This is a genomic window from Rhodanobacter aciditrophus, from assembly GCF_050026795.1.
GTDB lineage: Bacteria > Pseudomonadota > Gammaproteobacteria > Xanthomonadales > Rhodanobacteraceae > Rhodanobacter_A.
On record NZ_JALBWP010000007.1, the window covers coordinates 129295 to 153288 of the forward strand.

The 23994-nt window shown below is 67.6% G+C and carries 22 protein-coding genes and 1 tRNA gene; all 23 read left to right on the forward strand.

Features of this window, described 5'->3' with window-relative positions; translation table 11 throughout:
- The first annotated feature begins 4 nt into the window (after positions 1-4).
- The 23 genes from ACQGNW_RS01160 to rpsO all read left to right on the forward strand — a co-directional run bounded on the left by ACQGNW_RS01160 (position 5) and on the right by rpsO (position 23891).
- Entirely contained in the window at positions 5-925 is a 921-nt protein-coding gene (locus ACQGNW_RS01160) for a PIG-L deacetylase family protein (RefSeq protein WP_426661226.1), read from the forward strand.
- Positions 926-1009: 84 nt separating this feature from the next.
- Positions 1010-1363, forward strand: a complete 354-nt coding sequence (locus tag ACQGNW_RS01165) for a PilZ domain-containing protein (protein WP_077483679.1) — start codon at positions 1010-1012, stop codon at positions 1361-1363.
- A 254-nt stretch (positions 1364-1617) separates the two neighbouring features.
- The gene (locus tag ACQGNW_RS01170; RefSeq protein ID WP_426661227.1) at positions 1618-1974 is read left to right on the forward strand and encodes an NADH-quinone oxidoreductase subunit A; all 357 of its coding nucleotides are present in this window, start codon (positions 1618-1620) and stop codon (positions 1972-1974) included.
- Positions 1965-2522 (forward strand): NuoB/complex I 20 kDa subunit family protein, encoded by a 558-nt coding sequence (locus tag ACQGNW_RS01175; RefSeq protein ID WP_426661228.1) that lies wholly within the window; start codon positions 1965-1967, stop codon positions 2520-2522. The genes ACQGNW_RS01170 and ACQGNW_RS01175 overlap by 10 nt, the downstream gene beginning before the upstream one ends.
- Positions 2523-2532: 10 nt before the next feature.
- Positions 2533-3264 (forward strand): NADH-quinone oxidoreductase subunit C, encoded by a 732-nt coding sequence (locus tag ACQGNW_RS01180; protein ID WP_426661229.1) that lies wholly within the window; start codon positions 2533-2535, stop codon positions 3262-3264.
- Positions 3265-3268: 4 nt separating this feature from the next.
- Positions 3269-4525 carry an NADH-quinone oxidoreductase subunit D gene (locus ACQGNW_RS01185; RefSeq protein ID WP_426661230.1) on the forward strand — a complete coding sequence of 419 codons (1257 nt, stop codon included), beginning with the start codon at positions 3269-3271 and terminating at the stop codon, positions 4523-4525.
- A gap of 21 nt (positions 4526-4546) precedes the next feature.
- Entirely contained in the window at positions 4547-5074 is a 528-nt protein-coding gene (nuoE, locus tag ACQGNW_RS01190) for an NADH-quinone oxidoreductase subunit NuoE (protein ID WP_426661231.1), read from the forward strand.
- Between the two features lie 7 nt (positions 5075-5081).
- Entirely contained in the window at positions 5082-6407 is a 1326-nt protein-coding gene (gene nuoF / locus ACQGNW_RS01195) for an NADH-quinone oxidoreductase subunit NuoF (RefSeq protein WP_426661232.1), read from the forward strand.
- Positions 6404-8731 (forward strand): NADH-quinone oxidoreductase subunit NuoG, encoded by a 2328-nt coding sequence (gene nuoG, locus ACQGNW_RS01200; protein ID WP_426661233.1) that lies wholly within the window; start codon positions 6404-6406, stop codon positions 8729-8731. Before nuoF ends, nuoG begins: the two co-directional genes overlap by 4 nt.
- A 5-nt stretch (positions 8732-8736) precedes the next feature.
- Positions 8737-9753, forward strand: coding sequence for an NADH-quinone oxidoreductase subunit NuoH (gene nuoH, locus ACQGNW_RS01205; RefSeq protein ID WP_426661234.1), 1017 nt, complete (start codon positions 8737-8739; stop codon positions 9751-9753).
- Positions 9754-9760: 7 nt separating this feature from the next.
- Positions 9761-10252 (forward strand): NADH-quinone oxidoreductase subunit NuoI, encoded by a 492-nt coding sequence (gene nuoI / locus ACQGNW_RS01210; protein WP_426661235.1) that lies wholly within the window; start codon positions 9761-9763, stop codon positions 10250-10252.
- Between the two features lie 12 nt (positions 10253-10264).
- On the forward strand, positions 10265-10903 hold the full coding sequence (locus ACQGNW_RS01215; protein WP_426661236.1) for an NADH-quinone oxidoreductase subunit J: 639 nt from the start codon (positions 10265-10267) through the stop codon (positions 10901-10903).
- Positions 10900-11205: an NADH-quinone oxidoreductase subunit NuoK gene (gene nuoK, locus ACQGNW_RS01220; protein WP_426661237.1), complete on the forward strand. Its 306-nt coding sequence runs from the start codon at positions 10900-10902 to the stop codon at positions 11203-11205. The genes ACQGNW_RS01215 and nuoK overlap by 4 nt, the downstream gene beginning before the upstream one ends.
- A gap of 4 nt (positions 11206-11209) precedes the next feature.
- Positions 11210-13246, forward strand: a complete 2037-nt coding sequence (nuoL, locus tag ACQGNW_RS01225) for an NADH-quinone oxidoreductase subunit L (protein WP_426661238.1) — start codon at positions 11210-11212, stop codon at positions 13244-13246.
- Positions 13247-13529: 283 nt separating this feature from the next.
- Positions 13530-15038 carry an NADH-quinone oxidoreductase subunit M gene (locus ACQGNW_RS01230; RefSeq protein ID WP_426661239.1) on the forward strand — a complete coding sequence of 503 codons (1509 nt, stop codon included), beginning with the start codon at positions 13530-13532 and terminating at the stop codon, positions 15036-15038.
- Positions 15039-15050: 12 nt separating this feature from the next.
- The gene (gene nuoN, locus ACQGNW_RS01235) at positions 15051-16493 is read left to right on the forward strand and encodes an NADH-quinone oxidoreductase subunit NuoN (protein ID WP_426661240.1); all 1443 of its coding nucleotides are present in this window, start codon (positions 15051-15053) and stop codon (positions 16491-16493) included.
- A gap of 85 nt (positions 16494-16578) precedes the next feature.
- A tRNA-Met gene (locus ACQGNW_RS01240) sits at positions 16579-16655 on the forward strand.
- A 197-nt stretch (positions 16656-16852) separates the two neighbouring features.
- Complete coding sequence (locus ACQGNW_RS01245) at positions 16853-17389, forward strand: ribosome maturation factor RimP (protein WP_426661241.1); 537 nt, start codon at positions 16853-16855, stop codon at positions 17387-17389.
- A 170-nt stretch (positions 17390-17559) separates the two neighbouring features.
- On the forward strand, positions 17560-19065 hold the full coding sequence (gene nusA / locus ACQGNW_RS01250; RefSeq protein ID WP_426661242.1) for a transcription termination factor NusA: 1506 nt from the start codon (positions 17560-17562) through the stop codon (positions 19063-19065).
- A 126-nt stretch (positions 19066-19191) separates the two neighbouring features.
- The gene (infB, locus tag ACQGNW_RS01255; protein WP_426661243.1) at positions 19192-21966 is read left to right on the forward strand and encodes a translation initiation factor IF-2; all 2775 of its coding nucleotides are present in this window, start codon (positions 19192-19194) and stop codon (positions 21964-21966) included.
- Between the two features lie 180 nt (positions 21967-22146).
- Positions 22147-22515, forward strand: coding sequence for a 30S ribosome-binding factor RbfA (gene rbfA, locus ACQGNW_RS01260; RefSeq protein ID WP_426661244.1), 369 nt, complete (start codon positions 22147-22149; stop codon positions 22513-22515).
- Between the two features lie 10 nt (positions 22516-22525).
- On the forward strand, positions 22526-23455 hold the full coding sequence (gene truB / locus ACQGNW_RS01265; protein WP_426661245.1) for a tRNA pseudouridine(55) synthase TruB: 930 nt from the start codon (positions 22526-22528) through the stop codon (positions 23453-23455).
- A 166-nt stretch (positions 23456-23621) separates the two neighbouring features.
- Positions 23622-23891: a 30S ribosomal protein S15 gene (rpsO, locus tag ACQGNW_RS01270; RefSeq protein ID WP_367845079.1), complete on the forward strand. Its 270-nt coding sequence runs from the start codon at positions 23622-23624 to the stop codon at positions 23889-23891.
- Positions 23892-23994 lie beyond the last annotated feature (103 nt).

Sequence of the window (23994 nt, forward strand, 5' to 3'; positions counted from 1 at the left end):
GCCGTTGCCGTCTTTCACGGCGCAGACCCGCCTGCTGGTGGTGGCGCCGCATCCCGACGACGAGACGATCGCGAACGGCCTGCTGATGCAGCGCGTGCGTGCGGCCGGCGGCTCGGTGCGCGTGCTGCTGCTCACCGATGGCGACAACAACCCCTGGCCGCAGCGCTGGCTGGAGCGGCGCTGGTCGATCGGGCCGGCCGAACGCGCGCGCTGGGGGCGGCGTCGCCGTTCCGAGCTGGACGAGGCGCTGCACCGGCTGGGCCTGCCGCCTGCGGCGCTGCAATCGCTGGGTTGGCCGGACATGGGCGTGCTCGATCGCCTGCTGCAGCCAGGGCAGGAAGCGCTGGCCGAACTGGCGGCGGTGCTGGGTGGCTTCGCCCCCGACTTGGTTGCGTTGCCGGCGCTGGGCGACCGCCACCCCGACCATGGCGCGGCGCACGTGCTGGTGCGCATGGCGCTGGCCAGGCTGGGTCACGCACCGGGGCTGCTCGGCTATCTGATCCACGGCCGCGACGACGGCGTGCCGGTGTCCGGGCAACCCGGCACGCCCGCGCAACGGGACGCCAAACTGCATGCGCTGGCTGCCTACGCCAGCCAGCTGGCCCTGAGCGGCGGCCGCCTGCGCGAACTGGCCGGGCGTCCGGAATGCCATGCGCGGCCGGGCCCGGCACCTTCCGCGGCGCCCCGGATCCTGCCGTGGCGGCCGTCGCCCCTGCTGCAGCCGCGCCTGCGGCTGGCCGCGGCGAGTACTTCCGGCCAGGCACAGCAATGGCCGTGGCACGCCGCGCCGCTGCGACGTGACGGGCAGGGCGGCTGGCGGCTGGACTGGCCGGTGGCGCGGGCGGGCGACGCCTGTTTCGTGCGGTTGTCGCTGGCGCTGCCTTCGCCATGGATCTTCGATCACTGGGGCTGGCGCGAAGTGTGAGCGCGAGTGCTTTGCGCCGCGCGCCGTGCTCGCTAGCATGAAGCGTCGCCGCACCGGCGGCCGAGACGCCGTCCAGGAGCACGCATGAATCCCGTCGCCGCCCGCCAGGGCATCATCTCGCTGAAGATCAAGGACGCCGCCACGCTGTACAACGCGTACATGCCGTTCCTGCGCAACGGCGGCCTGTTCGCGCCCACCGCGCAGCCCTACGCGCTGGGCGACGAGGTGGTGCTGCTGGTGAGCCTGGCCGACGAGAGCGAGCGGCTGTCGGTGGTGGGCAAGGTGGCCTGGATCTGCCCGCCGGGCGCGCAGGGCAACCGCACCGCGGGCATCGGCATCCATTTCAACGATTCGCCGGACGCCGAGGTGGCGCGCCAGCGCATCGAGAACATGCTCGCCGGCGTGCTCAATTCCGAGCGACCCACCCACACCATGTAACGACGCCGCGCTGGGCCGCGCATGAGCGGTCCCATGCCCTGCCGGTGCTCGTCAAGCTGTTGTGGTGTCGGCATGCGCTGATACAATGCGTCGGTTCACGACCCCCGTATCGTGGAGAGTCGGGCGCTCGTCGTCACAAGAGATTGCGAGCGCGGCCGCGAGGCCCATGGTCGTCATGGCCTGCCGAAACGAATTGCCGGACCGTCGCCCCACGGTCACTGATGCGCCCCGATGGCGCGGAGGTAGGTTGCATCGTGATTGCCGAATACTGGCCTGTACTGCTGTTCATCGCCGTGGCCGCCGGCCTCGGCCTCGTCCTGCTGGCGGTCGGCATGCTCGCCGGTCCGCGCCGCCCCGAGTCGGAAAAGCTCTCGCCCTACGAGTGCGGCTTCGAGGCCTTCGAGGATGCGCGTGCACGCTTCGACGTGCGCTACTACCTGCTCGCGATCCTGTTCATCATCTTCGATCTGGAAATCGCCTTCCTGTTCCCCTGGGCGGTGGTGTTCAAGCAGATCGGCATCGTGGCGCTGGTCGAGATGGCGCTGTTCCTGCTGCTGCTGGTGATCGGTTTCGCTTACGTCTGGAAGAAGGGAGCACTGGAATGGGAGTGATCTCCTCCATCGACAAGGTGATGCACAACCCACAGCCGCTGGACGTGGTGGACGACATCCTGCGTCCGGCCGGCGACAACCCCGTCGTGCAGCGCGGCTTCGCCACCACCAGCGTCGATGCGCTGATGAACTGGGCGCGCACCGGCTCGATGTGGCCCATGACCTTCGGCCTGGCCTGTTGCGCGGTGGAAATGATGCACGCCGGCGCCGCGCGCCTGGACCTCGACCGTTACGGCGTGATCTTCCGCCCGTCGCCGCGCCAGTCCGACGTGATGATCGTGGCCGGCACCCTGGTCAACAAGATGGCCCCCGCGCTGCGCAAGGTCTACGACCAGATGCCCGACCCGAAGTGGGTGATCTCGATGGGCAGCTGCGCGAACGGCGGTGGCTATTACCACTACTCCTATTCCGTGGTGCGCGGCTGCGACCGCATCGTGCCGGTGGACATCTACGTGCCGGGCTGCCCGCCCACGGCCGAAGCCCTGATCCACGGCATCCTGCAGTTGCAGAAGAAGATCCGCCGCACCAGCACCATCGCGCGTTCCTGAAGGCGCTGCCATGACCGATACGCAAAAGACCCCGCTGGCCGAGCGGCTGGCCGCACGGTTCGGCGACACGCTGAAGATCAGCGTCGTCCGCCACGAGACCACCGCCGAACTGGCGGCCGCCGACCTGCTCGCCGTGGCCGCCGCGCTGCGCGACGAACCGGGCTTCCGCTTCAGCGAGATGGTCGACCTGTGCGGCATCGACTACCTCGGCTATGGCCAGGTCGAATGGGACACCGTCGACGTCACCAGCACCGGCTTCTCGCGCGGCGTGGAAGGCGAGGCGTTGGGGCGCTTCGACTGGAGCGACCGGCCGCGCGGCGCAAGCCTGCCGCGCCGCTTCGCCGCGGTGATCCACCTGCTCTCGATCGAGCACAACCAGCGCCTGCGCCTGCGCGTGTTCTGCGAGGACGACAGCCTGCCGCTGGTGCCCTCGGTGACCGGCATCTGGCCGGGCGCGAACTGGTTCGAGCGCGAGGCGTTCGACCTCTACGGCATCATCTTCGACGGCCACCCCGACCTGCGCCGCATCCTCACCGACTACGGCTTCGTGGGGCACCCGTTCCGCAAGGACTTCCCGCTGATCGGCAACGTCGAGGTGCGCTACGACCCCGAGCAGAAGCGCGTGGTGTACGAACCCGTGACGTCGGTGGTGCCGCGCGTGCTGGTGCCGCGCGTGATCCGCGACGACGCCGACCTCATGCAGGCCAAGGCCGAAGCCGCCGACGACTGGCGCAGGAACTGATTCGATGGCCCAGGAAATCCGCAACTACACGATGAACTTCGGTCCGCAGCACCCGGCTGCGCACGGCGTGCTGCGCCTGGTGCTGGAGATGGACGGCGAGACCATCGTCCGCGCCGACCCGCACATCGGCCTGCTCCACCGCGGCACCGAGAAGCTGGCCGAGTCCAAGCCGTTCAACCAGTCGATCGGCTACATGGACCGCCTCGACTACGTGTCGATGATGTGCAACGAGCACGCCTACGTGCGCGCCATCGAGACCCTGATGGGGATCGAGGCGCCGGAGCGCGCGCAGTACATCCGCACGATGTTCGACGAGATCACCCGCATCCTGAACCACCTGATGTGGATCGGCTCGAACGCGCTCGACCTCGGCGCGATGGCGGTGTTCCTGTACGCGTTCCGCGAGCGCGAAGAGCTGATGGACGTCTACGAGGCGGTATCCGGCGCGCGCATGCACGCCACTTACTACCGCCCGGGCGGCGTCTACCGCGACTTGCCGGCGAAGATGTCGCAGTACCGCGAGTCGCCGTGGCACAAGGGCAAGGACCTGAAGCGCCTGAACAGCTGGCGCGAAGGCTCGATGCTCGATTTCCTCGACGCGTTCGCCGACGACTTCCCGACCAAGGTGGACGAGTACGAGGAGCTGCTCACCACCAACCGCATCTGGAAGCAGCGCACCGTGGGCATCGGCGTGATCTCGCCGGAACAGGCCCAGGCCTGGGGCATGACCGGCGCGATGATCCGCGGCTCAGGGCTGGCCTGGGACCTGCGCAAGAAGCAGCCCTACGCGAAGTACGCCGAAATGGACTTCGACATCCCGGTGGGCGTCAACGGCGACTGCTACGACCGCTACCTCGTGCGCGTCGAGGAGATGCGCCAGGCCAACCGCATCGTCAAGCAGTGCGTGCAGTGGCTGAAGGCCAACCCCGGCCCGGTGATGGTGGAGAACTACAAGGTCGCCCCGCCGCCGCGCGCGCGCATGAAAGAAGGCATGGAAGAACTCATCCACCACTTCAAGCTGTTCTCCGAAGGTTACGGGGTGCCGGCCGGGGAGACCTACTGCGCGGTGGAGGCACCCAAGGGCGAGTTCGGCTGCTACCTCGTCTCCGACGGCGCCAACAAGCCGTTCCGCGTGCACCTGCGCGCGCCGGGCTTCGCCCACCTGTCGTCGATCGACCCCATCGTCAAGGGACACATGCTGCCCGACGTGGTGGCGATGATCGGCACCTACGACCTCGTGTTCGGCGAAGTGGACCGCTGAGCCGGCGCGACGGAGAAACGCATGAAAGCCACCGGACATTACGACCAGGTCAAGAACGTCGATCCGCTCGTCGTGCTCACCGAGCACACGCGCCACCACATCGACCACTGGCTGACCAAGTTCCCGCCGGACCGCAAGCGCTCGGCGCTGATCCAGGCACTGTTCGCCGCGCAGGAACAGAACCAGGGTTTCCTCACCGACGAGCTGATCGCGGCGGTGGCAAAGTATCTCGACCTGCCCGCGGTGTGGGCCTACGAGGTCGCCAGCTTCTACTCGATGCTGGAGACGAAGCCGGTCGGCCGCAACAACGTCGCCATCTGCACCAACATCTCGTGCTGGCTCAACGGCGCCGACGAGCTGGTGAAGCATTGCGAGAAGAAGCTGGGCATCAAGCTCGGCGAGAGCACCCCGGACGGCCGCGTCTACCTCAAGCGGGAGGAGGAGTGCATCGCCGCCTGCGTGTATGCGCCGGCGATGACGGTGAACGGTCATTACCACGAGCATCTCACCACCGAGAAGCTCGACCAGATTCTGGACGGCCTGGAGTAAGCGCGAGATGGCAAGCACTACCGGTCCGGTCGGACCCGCCCCCCAGGACCACCAGGTCGTCTACACCACGCTGCATTTCGACAAGCCGTGGGCGATGGACAGCTACGAGAAGGTGGACGGCTACAAGGCCTGGCGCAGGATCCTCGCCGAGAAGCCCGACCCGGCCGCGCTGGTCGAGGAGGTCAAGAAGTCCAGCCTGCGCGGCCGCGGCGGCGCGGGCTTTCCCACCGGGCTGAAGTGGAGCTTCATGCCCAAGGGCGACATGCAGAAGTACATCCTGTGCAACTCGGACGAGTCGGAACCCGGCACGGCCAAGGACCGCGACATCCTGCGCTACAACCCGCATGCGGTGATCGAGGGACTGGCGATCGCCTGCTACTGCACCGGCTCCACGGTGGCCTACAACTATCTGCGCGGCGAGTTCCATCACGAGCCGTTCGAGCATTTCGAGGAAGCGCTGAAGGAAGCCTATGCGGCGGGGCTGCTCGGCAAGAACGTGCAGGGCACGGGCATCGACGTGGACATCTATGCCGCGCTGGGCGCCGGCGCCTACATCTGTGGCGAGGAAACCGCGCTGATGGAGTCGCTGGAGGGCAAGAAGGGCTGGCCGCGGTACAAGCCGCCGTTCCCGGCCAACTTTGGCCTGTACGGCAAGCCCACCACGATCAACAACACCGAGACCTACGCTTCGGTGCCGGCGATCCTGCGCAACGGCGCCGACTGGTTCCTCAACCTGGGCAAGCCGAACAACGGCGGCCCGAAGATCTTCTCGGTCTCCGGCCACGTGAATCGCCCCGGCAACTACGAGATCCGCCTCGGCACGCCGTTCGCGGAACTGCTGGAGATGGCCGGCGGCGTGCGCAACGGACACAGGATCAAGGCGGTGATCCCGGGCGGCTCCTCGATGCCGGTGCTGCCGGGTGAGGTGATGATGGGCCTCACCATGGATTACGACGCGATCCAGAAGGCCGGCTCGGGCCTGGGCTCGGGCGCGGTGATCGTGATGGACGAAACCACCTGCATGGTGCGCGCCTGCGAGCGCATCAGCCAGTTCTACCACATGGAGTCCTGCGGCCAGTGCACGCCCTGCCGCGAGGGCACCGGCTGGATGCACCGCGTGCTCACCCGCATCGTGGCGGGCAAGGGCGTGCCCGACGACCTGCATCGCCTGAAGGCGGTGGCCGGCCAGATCGAGGGCCACACCATCTGCGCCTTCGGCGAGGCGGCTGCGTGGCCGGTGCAGGGGTTCCTGCGCCACTACTGGAACGAATTCGAATACTACGTCGAGCACGGCCGCTCCATGGTCGACGACAAGCTTGGAGCCGCGGCATGAGCGCGCAGCCGACCCCCACCCCCGCGCCCGCCCTCGTCAACATCGAGGTCGACGGCAAGCCGATCCAGGTACCGAAGGGCTCGATGATCATCGAGGCCACCGACAGGGCCGGCATCCCGATCCCGCGTTTCTGCTACCACCGCAAGCTGCCGATCGCGGCGAGCTGCCGCCAGTGCCTGGTGGAGGTGGAGATGGGCGGCCGGCCGATGCCGAAGCCGCAGCCGGCGTGCGCCACGCCGGTGGCCGAGGGCATGAAGGTGCTGACCCGTTCGGACAAGGCGTTGCACGCGCAGCGCAACGTGATGGAGTTCCTGCTCATCAACCATCCGCTGGACTGCCCGATCTGCGACCAGGGCGGCGAGTGCGAGCTGCAGGACATGGCGCTGGGCTATGGCCGCAGCGTGTCGCGCTTCACCGAGCGCAAGCGCACCATCGCCGACGAGGACATCGGGCCGCTGGTCGCCACCGAGATGACGCGCTGCATCCACTGCACGCGTTGCGTGCGCTTCATCAGCGAGATCGCCGGCACCTACGAGTTCGGCAGCATGGACCGCGGCGACCGCCACGTGATCGGCACCTACATCGGCAAGAACGTCGAGAGCGAGCTGTCCGGCAACATCATCGACGTCTGCCCGGTGGGCGCGCTCACCAACAAGCCGTTCCAGTTCAAGGCGCGCGCCTGGGAAATGGTCGCCAAGCCGTCGATCGGCTACCACGACGCGCTGGGCTCCAACCTGTGGCTGCACATCCGCCGCGGCGAGGTGCTGCGCACGGTGCCGCGCGACAACGAGGTGGTCAACGAGTGCTGGCTGTCCGACCGCGACCGCTACAGCCACCAGGGCATGTACGCCGCCGACCGCATCGGCGCGCCGGAGGTGAAGCGCAACGGCCAGTGGCAGCAAACCACCTGGGACGACGCGCTCGCCGCCGCCGCCGAATCGCTGAAGGGCGTGCCGGGCAGCGAACTGGGCGTACTGGTGCACCCCGCGACCACGAACGAGGAAGGCGACCTGCTGTTGCGCCTCGCGCGCGGCCTCGGCAGCGCCCATGTCGATCATCGTCTGCGCCAGCTCGACTTCGCCGACAACGCCGTGGCCGCGAGCTTCGGCCTGCCGGTGGCCGACGTGCCGCAGGTCAAGGCCGCGCTGCTGGTCGGTTCCGACCTGCGCCGCGAGATGCCGCTGCTCAACCATCGCCTGCACCAGGCGACCAAGCAGGGCGCCAGGGTGTACGCGGTCAACCCGGCCGCGTTCGAGTTCAACTACACGCTGGCCGGCGCCACCATCGTGCCGCCGCAGGGCATGGTCGACGCGCTGCTGGCACTGGCCCGCGCCGCAGTGGCGGAAGGCGCCGCCGCACCGGCCGCGCTGGCCGGGGCGATCAACGCCGCGGCCAGCGGCGAGGGCGACCACGCCGCCATTGCCGCGCTGAAGGCGGGCAGGGCGGTGGTGATCCTCGGCGAGGCCGCGGCCACCCATCCGGAAGCCTCGTGGCTGCGCGCCATCGCCCGCTTCATCGCCAGCGCCACCGGCGCCGGCTACGACGAGCTGCCGGTGGGCGCGAACGCGATCGGCCTCGGCCAGCTCGGCGTGGTGCCGGGCAATGGCGGGTTGGACGCGCAGGCCATGCTGGCGCAGCCGCGCAAGGGCTATGTGCTGTACGGCGTGGAGCCGCCGCACGACTTCGCCGACGGTGCACAGGCGCTCGCGGCGCTGCGCGGCGCGCAGCAGGTGGTGGCGTTCAGCGCCTATGCCAGCCCCGCGCTGCGTGAGGTGGCGAACGTGATCCTGCCGATCGCGCTGCTGCCGGAAACCGACGGCACCCTGGTCAATGCCGACGGACTGGCGCAGACGGTGCCAGCCGGTGCGAAGGCGCCGGGCGACGCCCGCCCGGGCTGGAAGGTGCTGCGTGCGCTGGGCGGCCTGATGCAACTCGCCGGCTTCGAGTTCGACGACCTCGCCGGCTTGCGCGACGGCATCGTGGCGCGTGGCGCTCCGCTGCGCGACACGCTGGCCGTGCGCAGGTCGGCCAGCGGCTTCTCCCGCATCGCCACCTGGCCGATCTACCGCAGCGATGCGGTGCTGCGCCGCGCCACCGCGCTCAACGCGCACCCGCTGAATCGCGCACCGGCCGTGCGCATCAACGCGGCCGAGGCCGCCCGGCTGGGGCTGGCCGATGGTGCACCGGTGCGTGTCGCCGACGCGACGCTGCCGCTGGTCGTCGACCACGCCGTGCCCGACGGCGCCGCGTGGATCGAGGCTGCGCAGGACACCACCGCCACGCTGCCGCCCTACGGTGCGGCCATCACCCTGGGCAAGGCATAAGCATCATGGCTGATCAACTCATCAACCAGCTCGTCTGGCCGGTCATCCACATCCTGTGCATCGTGCTGCCGCTGGTGATCGCGGTGGCGATGTTCGTGTACTGGGAGCGCAAGGTCATCGGCTGGATGCACGTGCGCATGGGGCCGAACAAGGTCGGTCCCTGGGGCCTGCTGCAGGCCTTCGCCGACGTGGTCAAGCTGCTGCTGAAGGAAGTGATCCTGCCGAGCAAGGCGAACCGCGCGCTGTACTACCTGGCGCCGCTGCTTGCGCTGATCCCGGCGCTGGCGGCATGGGCGGTGATCCCCTTCGGCGCGAAGCTGGTGCTGTCCAACGCGAACGCCGGCCTGCTCTACCTGCTGGCGATGACGTCGCTGGGCGTGTACGGCATCATCCTCGCCGGCTGGGCGTCGAACTCGCGCTACGCGCTGCTCGGCGCGATGCGCTCGGCGGCGCAGGTGATCTCCTACGAGCTGGCGATGGGCCTGTGCCTGGTCTGCGTGCTGGTGCTGGCCGGCTCGCTGAACCTCACCGACATCGTCAACGCGCAGGCCGGCGGCAAGGGCATCCTCGGCTGGTTCATGTGGCCGCTGCTGCCGGTGTTCGTGATCTATTTCATCTCCGGCGTGGCCGAGACCAACCGCGCGCCGTTCGACGTGGCCGAGGGCGAATCGGAGATCGTGGCCGGCTTCCACGTGGAGTATTCCGGCTCGGCGTTCGCGCTGTTCTTCCTCGCCGAGTACGCGAACATGATCCTGGTGAGCTTCCTTGCCTCGATCCTGTTCATGGGCGGCTGGCTCAGCCCGTTCCCGGAGAGCTGGGGCTTCATCGGCCACGGCGGCTTCATCTGGCTGTTCGCCAAGGCCTTTGCCTTCGCCTTCCTGTTCCTGTGGTTCCGCGCCACCTTCCCGCGCTACCGCTACGACCAGATCATGCGGCTGGGCTGGAAGGTGTTCATCCCGATCGCGATCGTCTGGGTGCTGGTGGCCGGTTGCATGAAGTACTACGGCATCGCGGGGGTCTGAGGTTCCGATGAAACGCGTAATCAGTTATTTCAACAGCCTGCTGCTGATCGAGCTGCTCAAGGGCATGGCGCTGACCTGGCGCTACATGTTCAGCCCGAAGTACACGATGCGCTACCCGATGGAGCACATCCCCAAGTCGAACCGCTTCCGCGGCCTGCACGCGCTGCGCCGCTACGCGAATGGGGAGGAGCGCTGCATCGCCTGCAAGCTGTGCGAGGCGGTGTGCCCGGCGCTGGCGATCACCATCGATTCGGCGCCGCGCGAGAGCGACGGGCAGCGCCGCACCACGCGCTACGACATCGACCTGTTCAAGTGCATCTTCTGCGGTTTCTGCGAGGAAAGCTGCCCGGTGGACTCCATCGTCGAGACCCACGTGCACGAGTACCACTTCGAGCACCGCGGCGAGAACGTGGTGACCAAGCCGCAGCTGCTCGCCATCGGCGACCGCTTCGAGGCGGAGATTGCCGCCGCCCGCGAGCAAGACGCGGCCTATCGCTGAGGACGGAACATCATGATCGATCCGAATCTGTTCCAACTCGTGTGCTTCTATGCCTTCAGCGCGGTCACGGTGGCCTCGGCGCTGGCGGTGATCAGCCTGCGCAACTCGGTGCACGCGGTGCTGGCGCTGGTGCTGACCTTCTTCAGCACCGCCTGCATCTGGATGCTGGCCGAGGCGGAGTTCCTCGCCATCGCGCTGATCGTGGTCTACGTGGGCGCGGTGATGGTGCTGTTCCTGTTCGTGGTGATGATGCTGGACATCGACCAGGAGAAGCTGCGCGAAGGCTTCGTGAGGTTCCTGCCGGTGGGCCTGGTGGTGGCGGTGGTGATGCTGGTCGAGATGCTGGCGCTGATCGGCGTGCGCGTGATGCACGCGCAGACGATGGGTGCAAACCCGGCCGGCGATTCCAATACCGCATGGCTGGGCAAGGCGCTGTACACGCAGTACCTGCTGCCGTTCGAGATCGCCGCGCTGATCCTCACCGTGGGCGTGATCGCCGCCGTGGCGCTGACGCTGCGCGAGCGCAGCGGCGTGAAGCGCCAGCTGGCCAGCCAGCAGGTCGCGATCAACCCGCGCGACCGCGTGCGCGTGGTGAAGATGGCGGCCGAGCGTCCCGTCGATGCCGCACCGGCCCAGGAGCCCCTGCCATGATTACCCTTTCGCACTTCATCGTGCTCGGCGCGATCCTGTTCTGCATCGCCGTCGCCGGCCTGTTCATCAACCGCAAGAACGTGATCGTGCTGCTGATGGCGATCGAGCTGATGCTGCTCGCGGTGAACATCAACTTCGTGGCGTTCTCCCGCTTCGGCCACGATGTGGCTGGGCAGGTGTTCGTGTTCTTCATCCTCACCGTGGCCGCGGCGGAGTCCGCGATCGGCCTGGCGATCCTGGTGTTGCTGTTCCGCAATCGCGGCACGGTCAACGTCGCCGAAATCGACAGCATGAAGGGTTGACCCAATGCCGCTTTCGACATCCATCCTGCTGACGATCGCGCTGGCGCCGCTGGTGGGCTGCCTGCTCGCCGGCTTCCTCGGCAAGCAGATCGGCCGAGCCGGCGCGCACAGCGTCACCATCCTGGGCCTGCTGGTCTCCTGCGGCCTGTCGTTCTACGTGCTGTACCAGCTGGTCTGGGGCGGCGCGGCGAACTACGACCAGAACCTCTACACCTGGTTCGAGATCGGCAAGTTCAACGCCAGCGTCGGCTTCATGATCGACCGCCTCACCGCGATGATGATGGTGGTGGTCACCTTCGTGTCGCTGCTGGTGCACGTCTACACCATCGGCTACATGGCGGACGACCCGGGCTACCAGCGCTTCTTCAGCTACATCTCGCTGTTCACCTTCTCGATGTTGATGCTCGTGATGAGCAACAATTTCCTGCAGCTGTTCTTCGGCTGGGAGGCGGTGGGCCTGGTGTCCTATCTGCTGATCGGCTTCTGGTTCAAGCGGCCGACCGCGATCTTCGCGAACCTCAAGGCCTTCCTGGTCAACCGCGTGGGTGATTTCGGCTTCCTGCTCGGCATCGCCGCGGTGCTGTACTTCCTCAACACGCTGGACTACGCCGCCGCGTTCGCGGCGGCGCCGACCCTGATCGGCAAGACGCTGGCGATCACCCAGGGCACGCAATGGGATGCCGCCACGGTGATCTGCATCCTGCTGTTCATCGGCGCGATGGGCAAGAGCGCCCAGGTGCCGCTGCACGTGTGGCTGCCCGACTCGATGGAAGGCCCGACGCCGATCTCCGCGCTGATCCACGCGGCGACGATGGTGACCGCGGGCATCTTCATGGTGGCGCGCATGTCGCCGCTGTTCGAGTTGTCGCAGGGCGCGCTCAGCTTCGTGATGGTGATCGGCGCTACGGGCGCGCTGTTCACCGGCCTGATCGGCATCGTGCAGAACGACATCAAGCGCGTGGTGGCGTACTCCACGCTGTCGCAGCTGGGCTACATGACGGTGGCGCTGGGCGTGTCGGCCTATGCCGGCGCGGTGTTCCACCTGATGACCCACGCGTTCTTCAAGGCGCTGCTGTTCCTGGGCGCCGGTTCGGTGATCATCGCCATGCACCACGAGCAGGACATGCGCTACATGGGTGGCCTGCGCAAGTACATGCCGATCACCTGGATCACCATGTGGATCGGCTCGCTGGCGCTGGTGGCGGTGCCGTTCACCTCGGGCTTCTACTCGAAGGACGCGATCATCGAGGCGGTCGGCGAGTCGCACCGCTGGGGCTCCGGATACGCCTACTTCTGCGTGATGGCCGGCGCCTTCGTCACCGCGCTGTACACCTTCCGCCAGATGTACCTGACCTTCCACGGCAGGGAGCGCTTCACCGTGGTTGAGCACCACGGCCACCACGACCATGACGACCATGGCCACCACAAGCCGGGCGAGCTCGCGCACGCACCGCACGAGTCGCCGTGGGTGGTGACGCTGCCGCTGGTGCTGCTGGCGATCCCGTCGCTGCTGGTCGGCTTCTTCTCGGTGAAGCCGCTGCTGTTCGGCGGCTGGTTCGGTCCCGCCATCCACGTCGACGAAGCGAACAACGTGCTGGGCGAGATGGGCGCGCATTTCGAGGGTGCGGCGGGGATGGCGCTGCGCGGGCTCCTGAGCGTGCCGTTCGGCCTCGTGCTGCTGGCCTTCGCGATCCAGACCTACATCTACCTGTTCAACCCCGCGCTGGCCGGCCGCATCAAGGGCGCGCTGAAGCCGCTGTGGACGGTGCTCGATCGCAAGTACTGGGTCGACGACCTCTACTTCGCGGTGTTCGCCCGCGGCGGCGTGAAGCTGGGCCGCCTGTTCTGGAAGGCCGGCGACGCCGCGGTGATCGACGGCGTGATGATCGATGGCACCACGGCGATGACCCGCCGTATCGCCTCGGGCATGCGCCGGCTGCAGTCGGGTTACCTCTACCAGTATGCCTTCGCGATGATCATCGGCCTGATCCTGCTGCTCGGCGGGTACTGGCTGTTCGGTCCCATGCTGGCTGCGCAATGAAGAGCCTGTTTATGATCCCCAAGCACCCCGCGTTGTCATCGAGTGGCGGTCAGGTGGCAGGGCGTGGCGCCGGCCTGCCTGGCTGGCTGGCCAAGCCGCGCGCTACCGCATGGCGGCCACTCGATGGCAACCCGCAGGGCCGGGTCTGTTTGCCCGCATGCCTGCGTCATCACTCAGTCGTGGACGGACGTCCACTCCATCGTTCCTCCTTGGCCTGCGCGCAAACAGTTCCCGGCGCGGGGCGCTTGGGGATCATAAACAGGCTCTAAGGAAGCAAGCACTCATGTTCAATCACTTGCTCAGCCTGCTGATCTGGCTGCCCATGGCCGGCGCGGTGCCGGTGCTGCTGGCCGGTTCCGCCCGCCCCAATGCCGCGCGCTGGCTCGCGCTGCTGTTCATGGTGCTCACCTTCGTGGTGAGCCTGTTCCTGCTGCCGCAGTACGACGCCACGCAGGGCGGCATGCAGCTGGTCGAGAGCCACCTGTGGATCGCCTCGCTCAATGTGCACTACGGCCTCGCCGTGGACGGCATCTCGGTGGCGCTGATCCTTCTCACCACCATCGTCGGCATCCTCGTGGTGGTCGGCGCGTGGGAGGTGATCCAGAACAAGCCGCACCAGTACATGGCCGCGATGCTGGCACTCGAAGGTCTGATGATCGGCGTGTTCTGCGCCACCGACGCCTTGCTGTTCTACGTGTTCTTCGAGGCGATGCTGATCCCGATGTTCATTCTGATCGGCATCTGGGGCGGCCCGCGGCGCGTGTACGCCACGCTGAAGTTCTTCATCTACACGTTCCTCGGCTCGATCTTCATGCTGATCGCGCTGCTGTATCTCTACCACAAGGCCGGCACGTTCGACCTGCGCACGCTGGCCGCGCTGCCGCTGACGTTCACCGAGCAGACCTGGATCTTCTTCGCGTTCCTGCTCGCGTTCGCGATCAAGGTGCCGATGGTGCCGGTGCACACCTGGCTGCCGGATGCCCACGTGGAGGCACCGACCGGTGGCTCGGTGGTGCTGGCGGCAGTGATGCTGAAGGTCGGCACCTACGGCATGCTGCGCTTCATCCTGCCGATCGTGCCGGACGCCGGCGCGCACTTCGTGTGGCTGGTGGTGGTGCTTAGCCTGGTGGCAATCGTCTACATCGGCTACGTGGCGCTGGTGCAGGAGGACATGAAGAAGCTGGTGGCGTACTCGTCCGTGGCGCACATGGGCTTCGTCACCCTGGGCATCTTCATCGCGTTCATGCTGGCGCGCGGGCTCGGCGATGCCGACTCGGCGCGCCTCGGCATGCAGGGTGCGATGGTGCAGATGGTCTCCCACGGCTTCGTCTCCGGCGCGATGTTCACCTGCATCGGCGTGATGTACGACCGCCTGCATACCCGCCTGATCAAGGACTACGGCGGCCTTATCAACGTGATGCCGTGGTTCGGCTTTTTCTACGTGCTGTTCGCGATGGCGAACTGCGGCCTGCCGGGCACCAGCGGTTTCGTGGGCGAGTTCATGGTGGTGCTGGCGAGCTTCAAGGCGAACCCGTGGATCGCGCTGTTCGCCGCGTTCACCCTGATCATCGGCGCAGCCTACACGCTGTGGCTGGTCAAGCGCGTGCTGTGGGGCGAGATCCACAACCCGCACGTGGCCGAGATGAAGGACATCGGCGGTCGCGAAACCTTCGTGCTGGGCACCTTCGCCGCACTGGTGCTGGCGCTGGGCATCTGGCCGGAACCGCTGATCCACCTGATGGACAGCTCGGTGACGCAGCTGGTGCAGCAGCTGGCCATCCACAAGATTTAAGCAGGATCGAACATGCCTACTCTCAACGACGTCCTGGTCCTGTTGCCGGAGTTCTACCTGGTGGCGGCGGCGTGCCTGCTGCTGCTGCTGGATGCCTTCATGCGGCCCGAGCAGCGCGGCACGCTGCACTGGATCTCCATCGTGGTGCTGCTGGTGGCGGCCTACATGGTGATCGCGGGCCAGCCCGACGTCACCGTGACTGCGTTCGGCGACATGTTCGTGCGCGACCAGACTTCGGAAATCCTCAAGGTGTTCGCGCTGCTGTGCACGGTGCTGGTGTTCGTCTACGCACGGCCGTACCTGCTCGAACGCAGGCAGTTCGTGGGCGAGTTCTACACGCTGATGATCTTCGCGGTGATCGGCGTGATGCTGCTGGTGTCGGCCGGCAACCTGGTGATGGTCTACCTGGGCCTGGAGCTGCTGACGCTGTCGTCCTACGCGCTGGTGGCGCTGAACCGCGACTCGCCGTTGTCCTCGGAGGCGGCGATCAAGTACTTCGTGCTGGGCGCGCTGTCCTCGGGCATGCTGCTGTACGGCATGTCGATGGTGTACGGCGCCACCGGTACGCTGGATCTGGCCCAGCTGCACGCCGCGGTGACCCACAGCGCGATGCCGCACCTCCTGGTGTTCGGCCTGATCTTCATGCTGGTGGGCATCGCGTTCAAGCTAGGCGCGGCGCCGTTCCACATGTGGATCCCCGATGTCTACCAGGGCGCCTCCACGCCGGTCACCACCTTCATCGCCTCCACCTCGAAGCTGGCTGCGTTCGGCATGGCCTGGCGCCTGCTGGAGTCCGGGCTGGGCGACCTGTCGCAGTATTGGCAGCCGATGCTGGCCGTGGTCGCCGTGCTGTCGATGGCGATCGGCAATCTGGTCGCGATCGTGCAGAGCAACCTCAAGCGCATGCTCGCCTACTCGACCATCTCGCATATGGGCTATCTGCTGATGGGCCTGGTCAACGCGGGGCCGGAAGGCTATTCCGCCGCGATGTTCTACGCGATCAGCTACGCGCTGATGAGTACGGTGGCGTTCGGCGTGATCCTGGCGCTGGCCCGCGCGGGCTTCGAGTGCGAGGAGATCGCCGACCTCAAGGGCCTGAACCAGCGCTCGCCGTGGTTCGCCGCACTGATGGCGCTGTCGATGTTCTCGCTGGCCGGCGTGCCGCCGCTGTACGGCTTCTACGCGAAGTACCTGGTGCTGCAGGCGGCGATCGACGCGCACATGCTGTGGCTGGCCCTCGCCGGCGCGGTCTTCGCGATCATCGGCCTGTACTACTACCTGCACGTGGTCAAGGTGATGTACTTCGACAAGCCGGTCGAAGGCGGCGCCGACCAGTCCACCCCCGACGGTTCGCTGCGCGTGGTGCTGTCGATCAATGCGCTGGCGCTGCTGGTGCTGGGCGTGTACTGGGGCCCGCTGCTGGGCTGGTGCCGCCACTCGTTCGGGCTTGGTTGAGCCTTTCCATCGAACGGTTCGATGGAAAGGCCGGCGGCGAGGCTTGCAGTCAATCGCGAGCCTCGCTACAATCTCCGGACTCTGATGCGGGGTGGAGCAGTCTGGCAGCTCGTCGGGCTCATAACCCGAAGGTCGCAGGTTCGAATCCTGCCCCCGCTACCAGATACTTTCTTGGAACAAGAAAGCCTCCTCGCGAGGCTTTTTTGTTGGGCGCCAGGATGGCGCCGCGTTTTCCGCGGCTTGCCGCGGGCAAACGCCCGGGAGCTGCCTGGAGTCGGGACATCGGCGAGGACGCTCCGTCAAGGGGCAGGGAATGGGCCGTCGAGCCCATTTTTTGTTTTCGCGACCTGGAATGCATGATGGACACGCACGCACTCGCACAACGCTTCAGCACCGTTCTGGCCGATCTCGGGCTGGAATGCCTGGGCGTGGAATTCACGCCGTCGCAGGGGCAGAGTACCCTGCGCGTCTACCTGGACATTCCCGAGGGCGCGACCGCCGACGGCGAGCGGCGCGAGGTGGGCATCGAGGATTGCGAGGCGGCCAGCCGCGAGCTTTCCGCGCTGCTGGACGTGGAGGATCCGATCCCCGGCCATTACGTGCTGGAGGTCTCCTCCCCCGGCCTCGACCGCCCGCTGTTCACCGCCGCGCAGTTCGCGCGGGTGCTCGGCCAGGAGGTGAAGCTGCTGCTGCGCGCGCCGCTGGAAGGGCGTCGCCGGCTGCGCGGCAGACTGCTGGCGGTGGAGGGCGAGCGCATCTCGCTGGAGGCCGAGGGCAAGGTGTTCGTCTTCGAGCACGCGCAGGTGGAAAGCGCACGGGTGGTGCCGGACTGGATGGCGCTGGGCTATGCGCCCAAGCCCAAGCCCGGCAAGGCGCCCGGCAAGAAGAAGGCCTGAGCCGTCCCGTCCAGCCGTGCGATCATGAGCGGTCGCTGCCTGACTTTCGTGTTCACGGATGAGTGCAAAAATTGAAGAGTGCAGCCACGGATGGCGGCTTCTTGATCTTCGCGGTCACGGATGAGCGCAAAAACAACGGCCGCCGTTTGGGCGCCCATGGAGTTGCTGCAATGAGCAAAGAACTTTTGCTGGTGGTCGACGCGGTTGCCAACGAGAAGGGCGTGCCGCGCGAGGTGATCTTCGAGGCGATGGAGGCTGCGCTGGCCTCGGCTGCCAAGAAGCGCTACCCCGACGAGGAGCCGGACATCCGCGTGTCGATCGACCACGACACCGGTGAGTACGAGACCTTCCGCCGCTGGGAAATCATCGCAGACGACGGCGAGATGGAGTCGCCGTACTACCAGCTGCGCCTGATGGACGCGCTGGACGAGCGCGCCGACGCCCAGGTGGGCGAGTACATCGAGACGCAGATCGAGAACGCCGAGTTCGGCCGCATCGCGGCGCAGGCCGCGAAGCAGGTGATCGTGCAGCGCGTGCGCGAGGCCGAGCGCCAGCAGGTGGTGGACGCCTACAAGGACCGCGTGGGCGAGCTGATCACCGGCATCGTCAAGCGCGTCGAGCGCGGCAACATCTACCTCGACCTGGGCGGCAACGCCGAGGCCTTCATCCCGCGCGACAAGACCATTCCGCGCGAATCGGTGCGCGTGGGCGACCGCGTGCGCGGCTACCTGTACGAGGTGAAGTCCGAGGTGCGCGGACCGCAGCTGTTCGTGTCGCGCGCCGCGCCGGAATTCATGATCGAGCTGTTCAAGCTCGAGGTGCCGGAAGTCGGCCAGGGTCTGGTCGAGATCAAGGGCTGCGCGCGCGATCCGGGCGACCGCGCCAAGATCGCCGTGGTGGCCCACGACAGCCGCACCGATCCGATCGGCGCGTGCATCGGCATGCGCGGCTCGCGCGTGCAGGCGGTGTCCAACGACCTCAACGGCGAGCGCGTGGACATCATCCTGTGGCACGAGAACCAGGCGCAGTTCGTCATCAACGCGATGGCGCCGGCCGAGGTGCAGTCCATCATCATGGACGAGGACAAGCATTCGATGGACATCGCGGTGGCCGAGGACAAGCTGTCCCAGGCGATCGGCCGCGGCGGCCAGAACGTGCGCCTCGCCAGCAAGCTCACCGGCTGGCAGCTCAACGTGATGACGCAGGACCAGGTGGCCGCCAAGAGCGAGGCCGAGCAGGAGGCCGCGCGGCAGCTGTTCATGGACAAGCTCGAGGTGGACCAGGAGATCGCCAACATCCTGGTGCAGGAGGGCTTCTCCAGCGTCGAGGAAATCGCCTACGTGCCCAGCGCCGAGCTGCTGGCGGTCGAAGGCTTCGACGAGGACATCGTCGAGGAGCTGCGCGCCCGCGCCCGCGACGCGCTGCTCACCGAGGCGCTGGCCGTCGAGGAGACCATCGACGAGCACCAGCCCAGCGAGGAACTGCTCGAGCTGAAGGGCATGGACGAGACCACGGCCTACGCGCTGGCGGCTCGCGGCGTGGCCACGGTCGACGACCTCGCCGACCAGGCGGTGGACGACCTGATCGACATCGAGGGCATGACCGAGGAGCGAGCCGCGGCGCTGATCATGGCAGCGCGCGCGCCGATGATCGAACAACTGGAGAAGGGCGGCTAACCGCGAACGGCGGCGTCCGGGACGGGCGCGCCGAGGAAGGCCGCAGGCCTTCCACCAGGGATGGCGGTGTACGTGCAGGCTAGGCCGCACGGACGACAAGCGCGGGAACGGCGGAGAAAGAACACGATGTCGGATGTCACGATCAAACAACTCGCCCAGGTGCTGGGCATGCCGGTCGACAAGCTGCTGGGCCAGCTTGGCGAGGCCGGCATGAAATTCTCCGATCCGGAGCAGGTCATCAGCAGCACCGAAAAGGTGAAGCTGCTGGGCTTCCTGCGGCGCACCCACGGCAAGAACGAGCCGGCCGCGGAAGTCGCCGACAGCGCGCCGCGCCAGATCACCCTGAAGCGCCGCACCGTGGGCGAACTCAAGGTTTCCACGCCGGGCGGCCGCGGTGCCGCCAGCGCGGCCAAGACGGTCAACGTCGAGGTGCGCGCCAAGCGCACCTACGTCAAGCGCAGCGTGATCGCGGAAGAGGCGAGCGCCGAGCCCGAGCGCGAGGAGGCTGCGCGCAAGCTGGCCGAGTCGCGCGAGCAGCGCAAGCTGGAGGAGCAGGAGCGCCACGAGGCCGAGCAGCGCCGTCAGCAGGAGGCGCATCAGCGTGCGCTGGAGGAACAGCGCCGCGAGCAGGCGGAGGCCGAGGAGCGCCGCCGCCAGGTCGAGGCCGCATCCACTGCCGAAGCCGAGCCCGCCGGCGAACCCGAGAACGTGGCCGGACTGGCGGAGCCGGCCGAAACCGCGGTCGGCGACCTCGCCGGCGAGACGCAGCCCGCGGTACAGCGCATCGACCCGCGCGAGCTGGGCATGATCGTTCCGCGCGTGCACGAGCCACGCAAGCGCGAGAAGCTGGTCAAGCCGGCACCTGCGCCCGCCCCGGCACCTGCACCGGCGCGTCCGGCGGCGGCTGCCGCCGGCGACAGCGCGCGCGGCAAGGCGCGCCATGGCGGCGGTCGCGAGCGCGACGACACGCCGGGCGGCAAGCGTTTTGCCGCCGGCGAGCTGCACCTGAGCGACGCCGACCGTGCCCGCCGTTCCAGCGGCAAGCGCGGCAAGCCCGGCAAGGGCGCCGTGCGCGAAATCGCGCGCGGTGCATCGCCCGCTGGTGGCGCGCATGGCTTCACCCGCCCCACCGCCGCCGTCGTGCGCGAGGTGGTGGTGGGCGACGCCAACGTGGTCGCCGAACTGGCGCAGAAGATGGCGGTCAAGGGTTCCGAGGTGGTCAAGGCGCTGTTCAAGATGGGCGTGATGGCCACCATCAACCAGACCATCGACCACGACACCGCGGCGCTGGTGGTGGAGGAGCTCGGCCACAAGGTGGTCGAGGCCAACGCCAACGACGCCGAGGCCGCACTGGCCGCCCATACCCAGAGCGTGGAGCTGGAGGGCGAGAAGCTGCCGCGTCCGCCGGTGGTCACCATCATGGGCCACGTCGACCACGGCAAGACCTCGCTGCTGGACTACATCCGCCGCACCAAGGTCGCCGCCGGCGAGGCTGGCGGCATCACCCAGCACATCGGCGCGTACCACGTGGACACGCCCAAGGGCGTGATCACCTTCCTCGACACCCCGGGTCACGCCGCGTTCACCGCGATGCGCGCCCGCGGCGCGCAGTCCACCGACATCGTGGTGCTGGTGGTGGCCGCCGACGACGGCGTGATGCCGCAGACGGCGGAAGCCGTGCAGCACGCGCGCGCCGCCAAGGTGCCGCTGATCGTGGCGCTCAACAAGATGGACAAGTCCGACGCCAACCCGGACCACGTCAAGCAGGGCCTCGGCAACCTCGAAGTCATCCCCGAGGAGTGGGGCGGCGACACGCCGTTCGTGCCGGTGTCGGCGAAGACCGGCATGGGCATCGACGCGCTGCTCGACGCGATCTCGGTGCAGGCGGAGGTGATGGAGCTCACCGCCGTGGTGGACGGCCCCGCCTCGGGCGTGGTGATCGAGTCCAGCCTGGACAAGGGCCGCGGCCCGGTGGCCACGGTGCTGGTGCAGCAGGGCACGCTGAAGCGCGGCGACTTCGTCGTCTGCGGCATCGAATACGGCCGCATGCGCGCGCTGGTCGACGAGACCGGCAAGGCCGTGCAGGAAGCCGGCCCGTCGATCCCGGTGCAGGTACTGGGCCTTTCCGGCGTGCCGGAGGCGGGCGACGACTTCGTGGTGGTGGCCGACGAGAAGCTCGCCAAGCAGGTGGCCGCCGAGCGCCAGCAGAAGCGCCGCGAGACGCGCATGGTCAGCAAGGCCAACCGCCTCGAGGACATCATGGCGCAGATGGGCCAGGGCAACGAGCAGCAGACGCTCAACATCCTGGTCAAGGCCGACGTGCAGGGCTCGGTCGAGGCGCTGCGCGAGGCGCTCGGTGCGATCGGCAACGAGAACGTCAAGGTCAACGTGATCTCCGCCGGCGTCGGCGGCATTACCGAGTCCGACGCCACGCTGGCTGCGGCCTCAAAGGCGCTGGTGATCGGCTTCAACGTGCGCGCCGACGCCTCGGCGCGCAAGGTGATCGATACCGCCGGCCTGGACGTGCGCTATTTCTCGATCATCTACGACGTGATCGACCAGGTGAAGCAGGCGGCATCCGGCCTGCTGGGCGTGGAGGTGCGCGAGGAGATCATCGGCATCGCCCAGGTGCGCGAGGTGTTCCGCAGCTCCAAGTTCGGTGCGGTCGCGGGCTGCATGGTCACCGAGGGCCACGTCAAGCGCAACAAGCCGATCCGCGTGCTGCGAGACAACACGGTGGTTTTCGAGGGCGAGCTGGAATCGCTGCGCCGCTTCAAGGACCTGGTCGACGAGGTGCGCAACGGCATGGAATGCGGCATCGCCGTGAAGCAGTACAACGACGTCAGGGTTGGCGACCAGATCGAGTGCTTCGAAAGGATTGAAGTCGCCCGCACCCTCTGACGCCAGCGCCCGGGCGACCCATGGATGGTTGCCCGTTTGGCCTTGGCATTTGTCATGGCCAAACGGAGGCGCCCCGGCATGTGCCGGGGCGCCGAGTCAATCAAGTGCAGGACTGCGCTTTGATTGACATGGATAACGCAGCTCTTGCTCTTCGTTTTCGATAAGGATTCCGATTCCTTCATGCCCTCCCGCGACTTCAAACGTACCGACCGCGTAGGCGCCGAGCTCCGCCGCGAGCTGGGCCTGCTGGTGCATGCCGCGGTGCGCGACCACGGCCTGCCGTCGTGCAGCGTGTCGGACGTGGAGGTGAGCCGCGACCTCGACTTCGCCTCGGTGTGGGTGACCGCGCTGCTGCCCGCGCAGTCGGCAGCGGCGGTGAAGGCGCTCAACACGCTGGCGGGCGAGTTCCGCCGTGCGCTGTCGCGCAGCATGCGGCTGCGCCGCGTGCCCGAGCTGCGCTTCAAGTACGACGACTCGGTGGACAAGGGCGAGCGCATCGACGCGCTGCTGCGCGATGCGGGCGATGCCGCGCCGCCGGACGAATCCTGATCCGAGTTCCATGCCCCGCGAACGCAAGCTCCCCCGCATCGCCTGGCGCGACCTGCACGGCATCGTGCTGCTCGACAAACCCGAAGGCCTGAGTTCCAACCAGGCCCTGCAGGAAGTGCGTCGCCTGCTGCGCGCCGCCAAGGGCGGCCACACCGGCGCGCTCGATCCGATGGCCACCGGCCTGCTGCCGCTGTGCTTCGGCGAGGCCACCAAGCTGGCCGGCAACCTGCTCGGCGCGCGCAAGGCCTACCGGGCCGAGTGCCGGCTGGGCCTCACCACGACCACGGCCGACCGCGAGGGCGAGCCGTTGCGGCAGCGTCCGGTGCCGGCGCTGGATGCCGCGGCCGTCGAGGCGGCGCTGGCGCCGCTGCGTGGCCGCATCGTGCAGGTGCCGCCAGCGTACTCGGCGCTGAAGCAGGGGGGCGAGCCGCTGTACCTCAAGGCGCGCCGCGGCGAGGTCGTGGAGGCGCCGCCGCGCGAGGTGGAGATCCACCGGCTGGAACTGCTGTCCCGCTCGGCGGACACCCTGGTGTTCGAGGTGGAATGCGGTTCGGGCACCTACGTGCGTTCGCTGGCGGTCGATCTGGGCGAGGCGCTGGGGTGCGGCGCCCATCTCACCGCGCTGAGACGGCTGTGGGTGGAGCCGTTCCGCGAGCCGCGCATGGTCACGCTGGCCCAGCTGGAGCAGGCGGCCGGGCAGGGCGACCAGGCCTTGCTGGCCTGGCTGCTGCCCGTGGCGGCAGGGCTGGCCGACTGGCCGAAGCTGCAGCTGGACGAGGCGCAGAGCCAGGCCATCGCGCGGGGCCAGCCCATCGTAGTGAGCGGGGTCGTCGGACGTTGCGCCGCGTTCGCCAGCGACGGCGCCCTGCTGGCGCTGCTGGAGCTGGATGCGGACGGTCGCAGCCGCATCCTGCGCGGCTTCAACCTGCCGCCGCCGTGAGTCAGGCCGATCCGCCTTTGTCGCCCTTGTTGCAAGGGCCTTGCCGCCGCTAGAATAAGCAGGTTATTCCAGTACTTTCATCCATCAGGCGAAGCTTGCGCTTGCGTCACTCCCGGTGGCGCAAACGCAAGCTTCGCATCGCTTTTTCAAGGAAACAGGTATCACCATGTCTCTTACCGCAGAACAGACCGGCAAGATCATCGCTGACTTCGGCCGCGTGCCGAACGACACCGGCTCCACCGAAGTGCAGGTGGCGCTGCTGTCGGCCCGCATCGACCATCTCACCGACCACTTCAAGTCGCACAAGCAGGACCACCACTCCCGCCGCGGCCTGCTGAAGCTGGTCAACCGCCGCAAGAGCCTGCTTGCCTACCTCAAGGATCGCGATCTGGCCCGCTACCAGAGCCTGATCGAGCGCCTCGGCCTCCGGAGGTAACTTTTGCGTTCGTCCTGAACGCGAGAGTCAAAAGGGCGGCCATCCCTGGCCGCACTCTCCAAAGGTTCTGCGTTCGCCCGTGAACGCAAAGATCAAGAGGCGG

Bases quoted from the DNA above. Each gene is read 5' to 3' on its own strand.
- ACQGNW_RS01165 (WP_077483679.1), top strand. From the start codon at position 1,010: ATGAATCCCGTCGCCGCCCGCCAGGGCATCATCTCGCTGAAGATCAAG.
- ACQGNW_RS01175 (WP_426661228.1), top strand. From the start codon at position 1,965: ATGGGAGTGATCTCCTCCATCGACAAGGTGATGCACAACCCACAGCCG.
- ACQGNW_RS01180 (WP_426661229.1), top strand. From the start codon at position 2,533: ATGACCGATACGCAAAAGACCCCGCTGGCCGAGCGGCTGGCCGCACGG.
- ACQGNW_RS01185 (WP_426661230.1), top strand. From the start codon at position 3,269: ATGGCCCAGGAAATCCGCAACTACACGATGAACTTCGGTCCGCAGCAC.
- nuoE (WP_426661231.1), top strand. From the start codon at position 4,547: ATGAAAGCCACCGGACATTACGACCAGGTCAAGAACGTCGATCCGCTC.
- nuoF (WP_426661232.1), top strand. From the start codon at position 5,082: ATGGCAAGCACTACCGGTCCGGTCGGACCCGCCCCCCAGGACCACCAG.
- nuoG (WP_426661233.1), top strand. From the start codon at position 6,404: ATGAGCGCGCAGCCGACCCCCACCCCCGCGCCCGCCCTCGTCAACATC.
- nuoH (WP_426661234.1), top strand. From the start codon at position 8,737: ATGGCTGATCAACTCATCAACCAGCTCGTCTGGCCGGTCATCCACATC.
- nuoI (WP_426661235.1), top strand. From the start codon at position 9,761: ATGAAACGCGTAATCAGTTATTTCAACAGCCTGCTGCTGATCGAGCTG.
- ACQGNW_RS01215 (WP_426661236.1), top strand. From the start codon at position 10,265: ATGATCGATCCGAATCTGTTCCAACTCGTGTGCTTCTATGCCTTCAGC.
- nuoK (WP_426661237.1), top strand. From the start codon at position 10,900: ATGATTACCCTTTCGCACTTCATCGTGCTCGGCGCGATCCTGTTCTGC.
- nuoL (WP_426661238.1), top strand. From the start codon at position 11,210: ATGCCGCTTTCGACATCCATCCTGCTGACGATCGCGCTGGCGCCGCTG.
- ACQGNW_RS01230 (WP_426661239.1), top strand. From the start codon at position 13,530: ATGTTCAATCACTTGCTCAGCCTGCTGATCTGGCTGCCCATGGCCGGC.
- nuoN (WP_426661240.1), top strand. From the start codon at position 15,051: ATGCCTACTCTCAACGACGTCCTGGTCCTGTTGCCGGAGTTCTACCTG.
- ACQGNW_RS01245 (WP_426661241.1), top strand. From the start codon at position 16,853: ATGGACACGCACGCACTCGCACAACGCTTCAGCACCGTTCTGGCCGAT.
- nusA (WP_426661242.1), top strand. From the start codon at position 17,560: ATGAGCAAAGAACTTTTGCTGGTGGTCGACGCGGTTGCCAACGAGAAG.
- infB (WP_426661243.1), top strand. From the start codon at position 19,192: ATGTCGGATGTCACGATCAAACAACTCGCCCAGGTGCTGGGCATGCCG.
- rbfA (WP_426661244.1), top strand. From the start codon at position 22,147: ATGCCCTCCCGCGACTTCAAACGTACCGACCGCGTAGGCGCCGAGCTC.
- truB (WP_426661245.1), top strand. From the start codon at position 22,526: ATGCCCCGCGAACGCAAGCTCCCCCGCATCGCCTGGCGCGACCTGCAC.
- rpsO (WP_367845079.1), top strand. From the start codon at position 23,622: ATGTCTCTTACCGCAGAACAGACCGGCAAGATCATCGCTGACTTCGGC.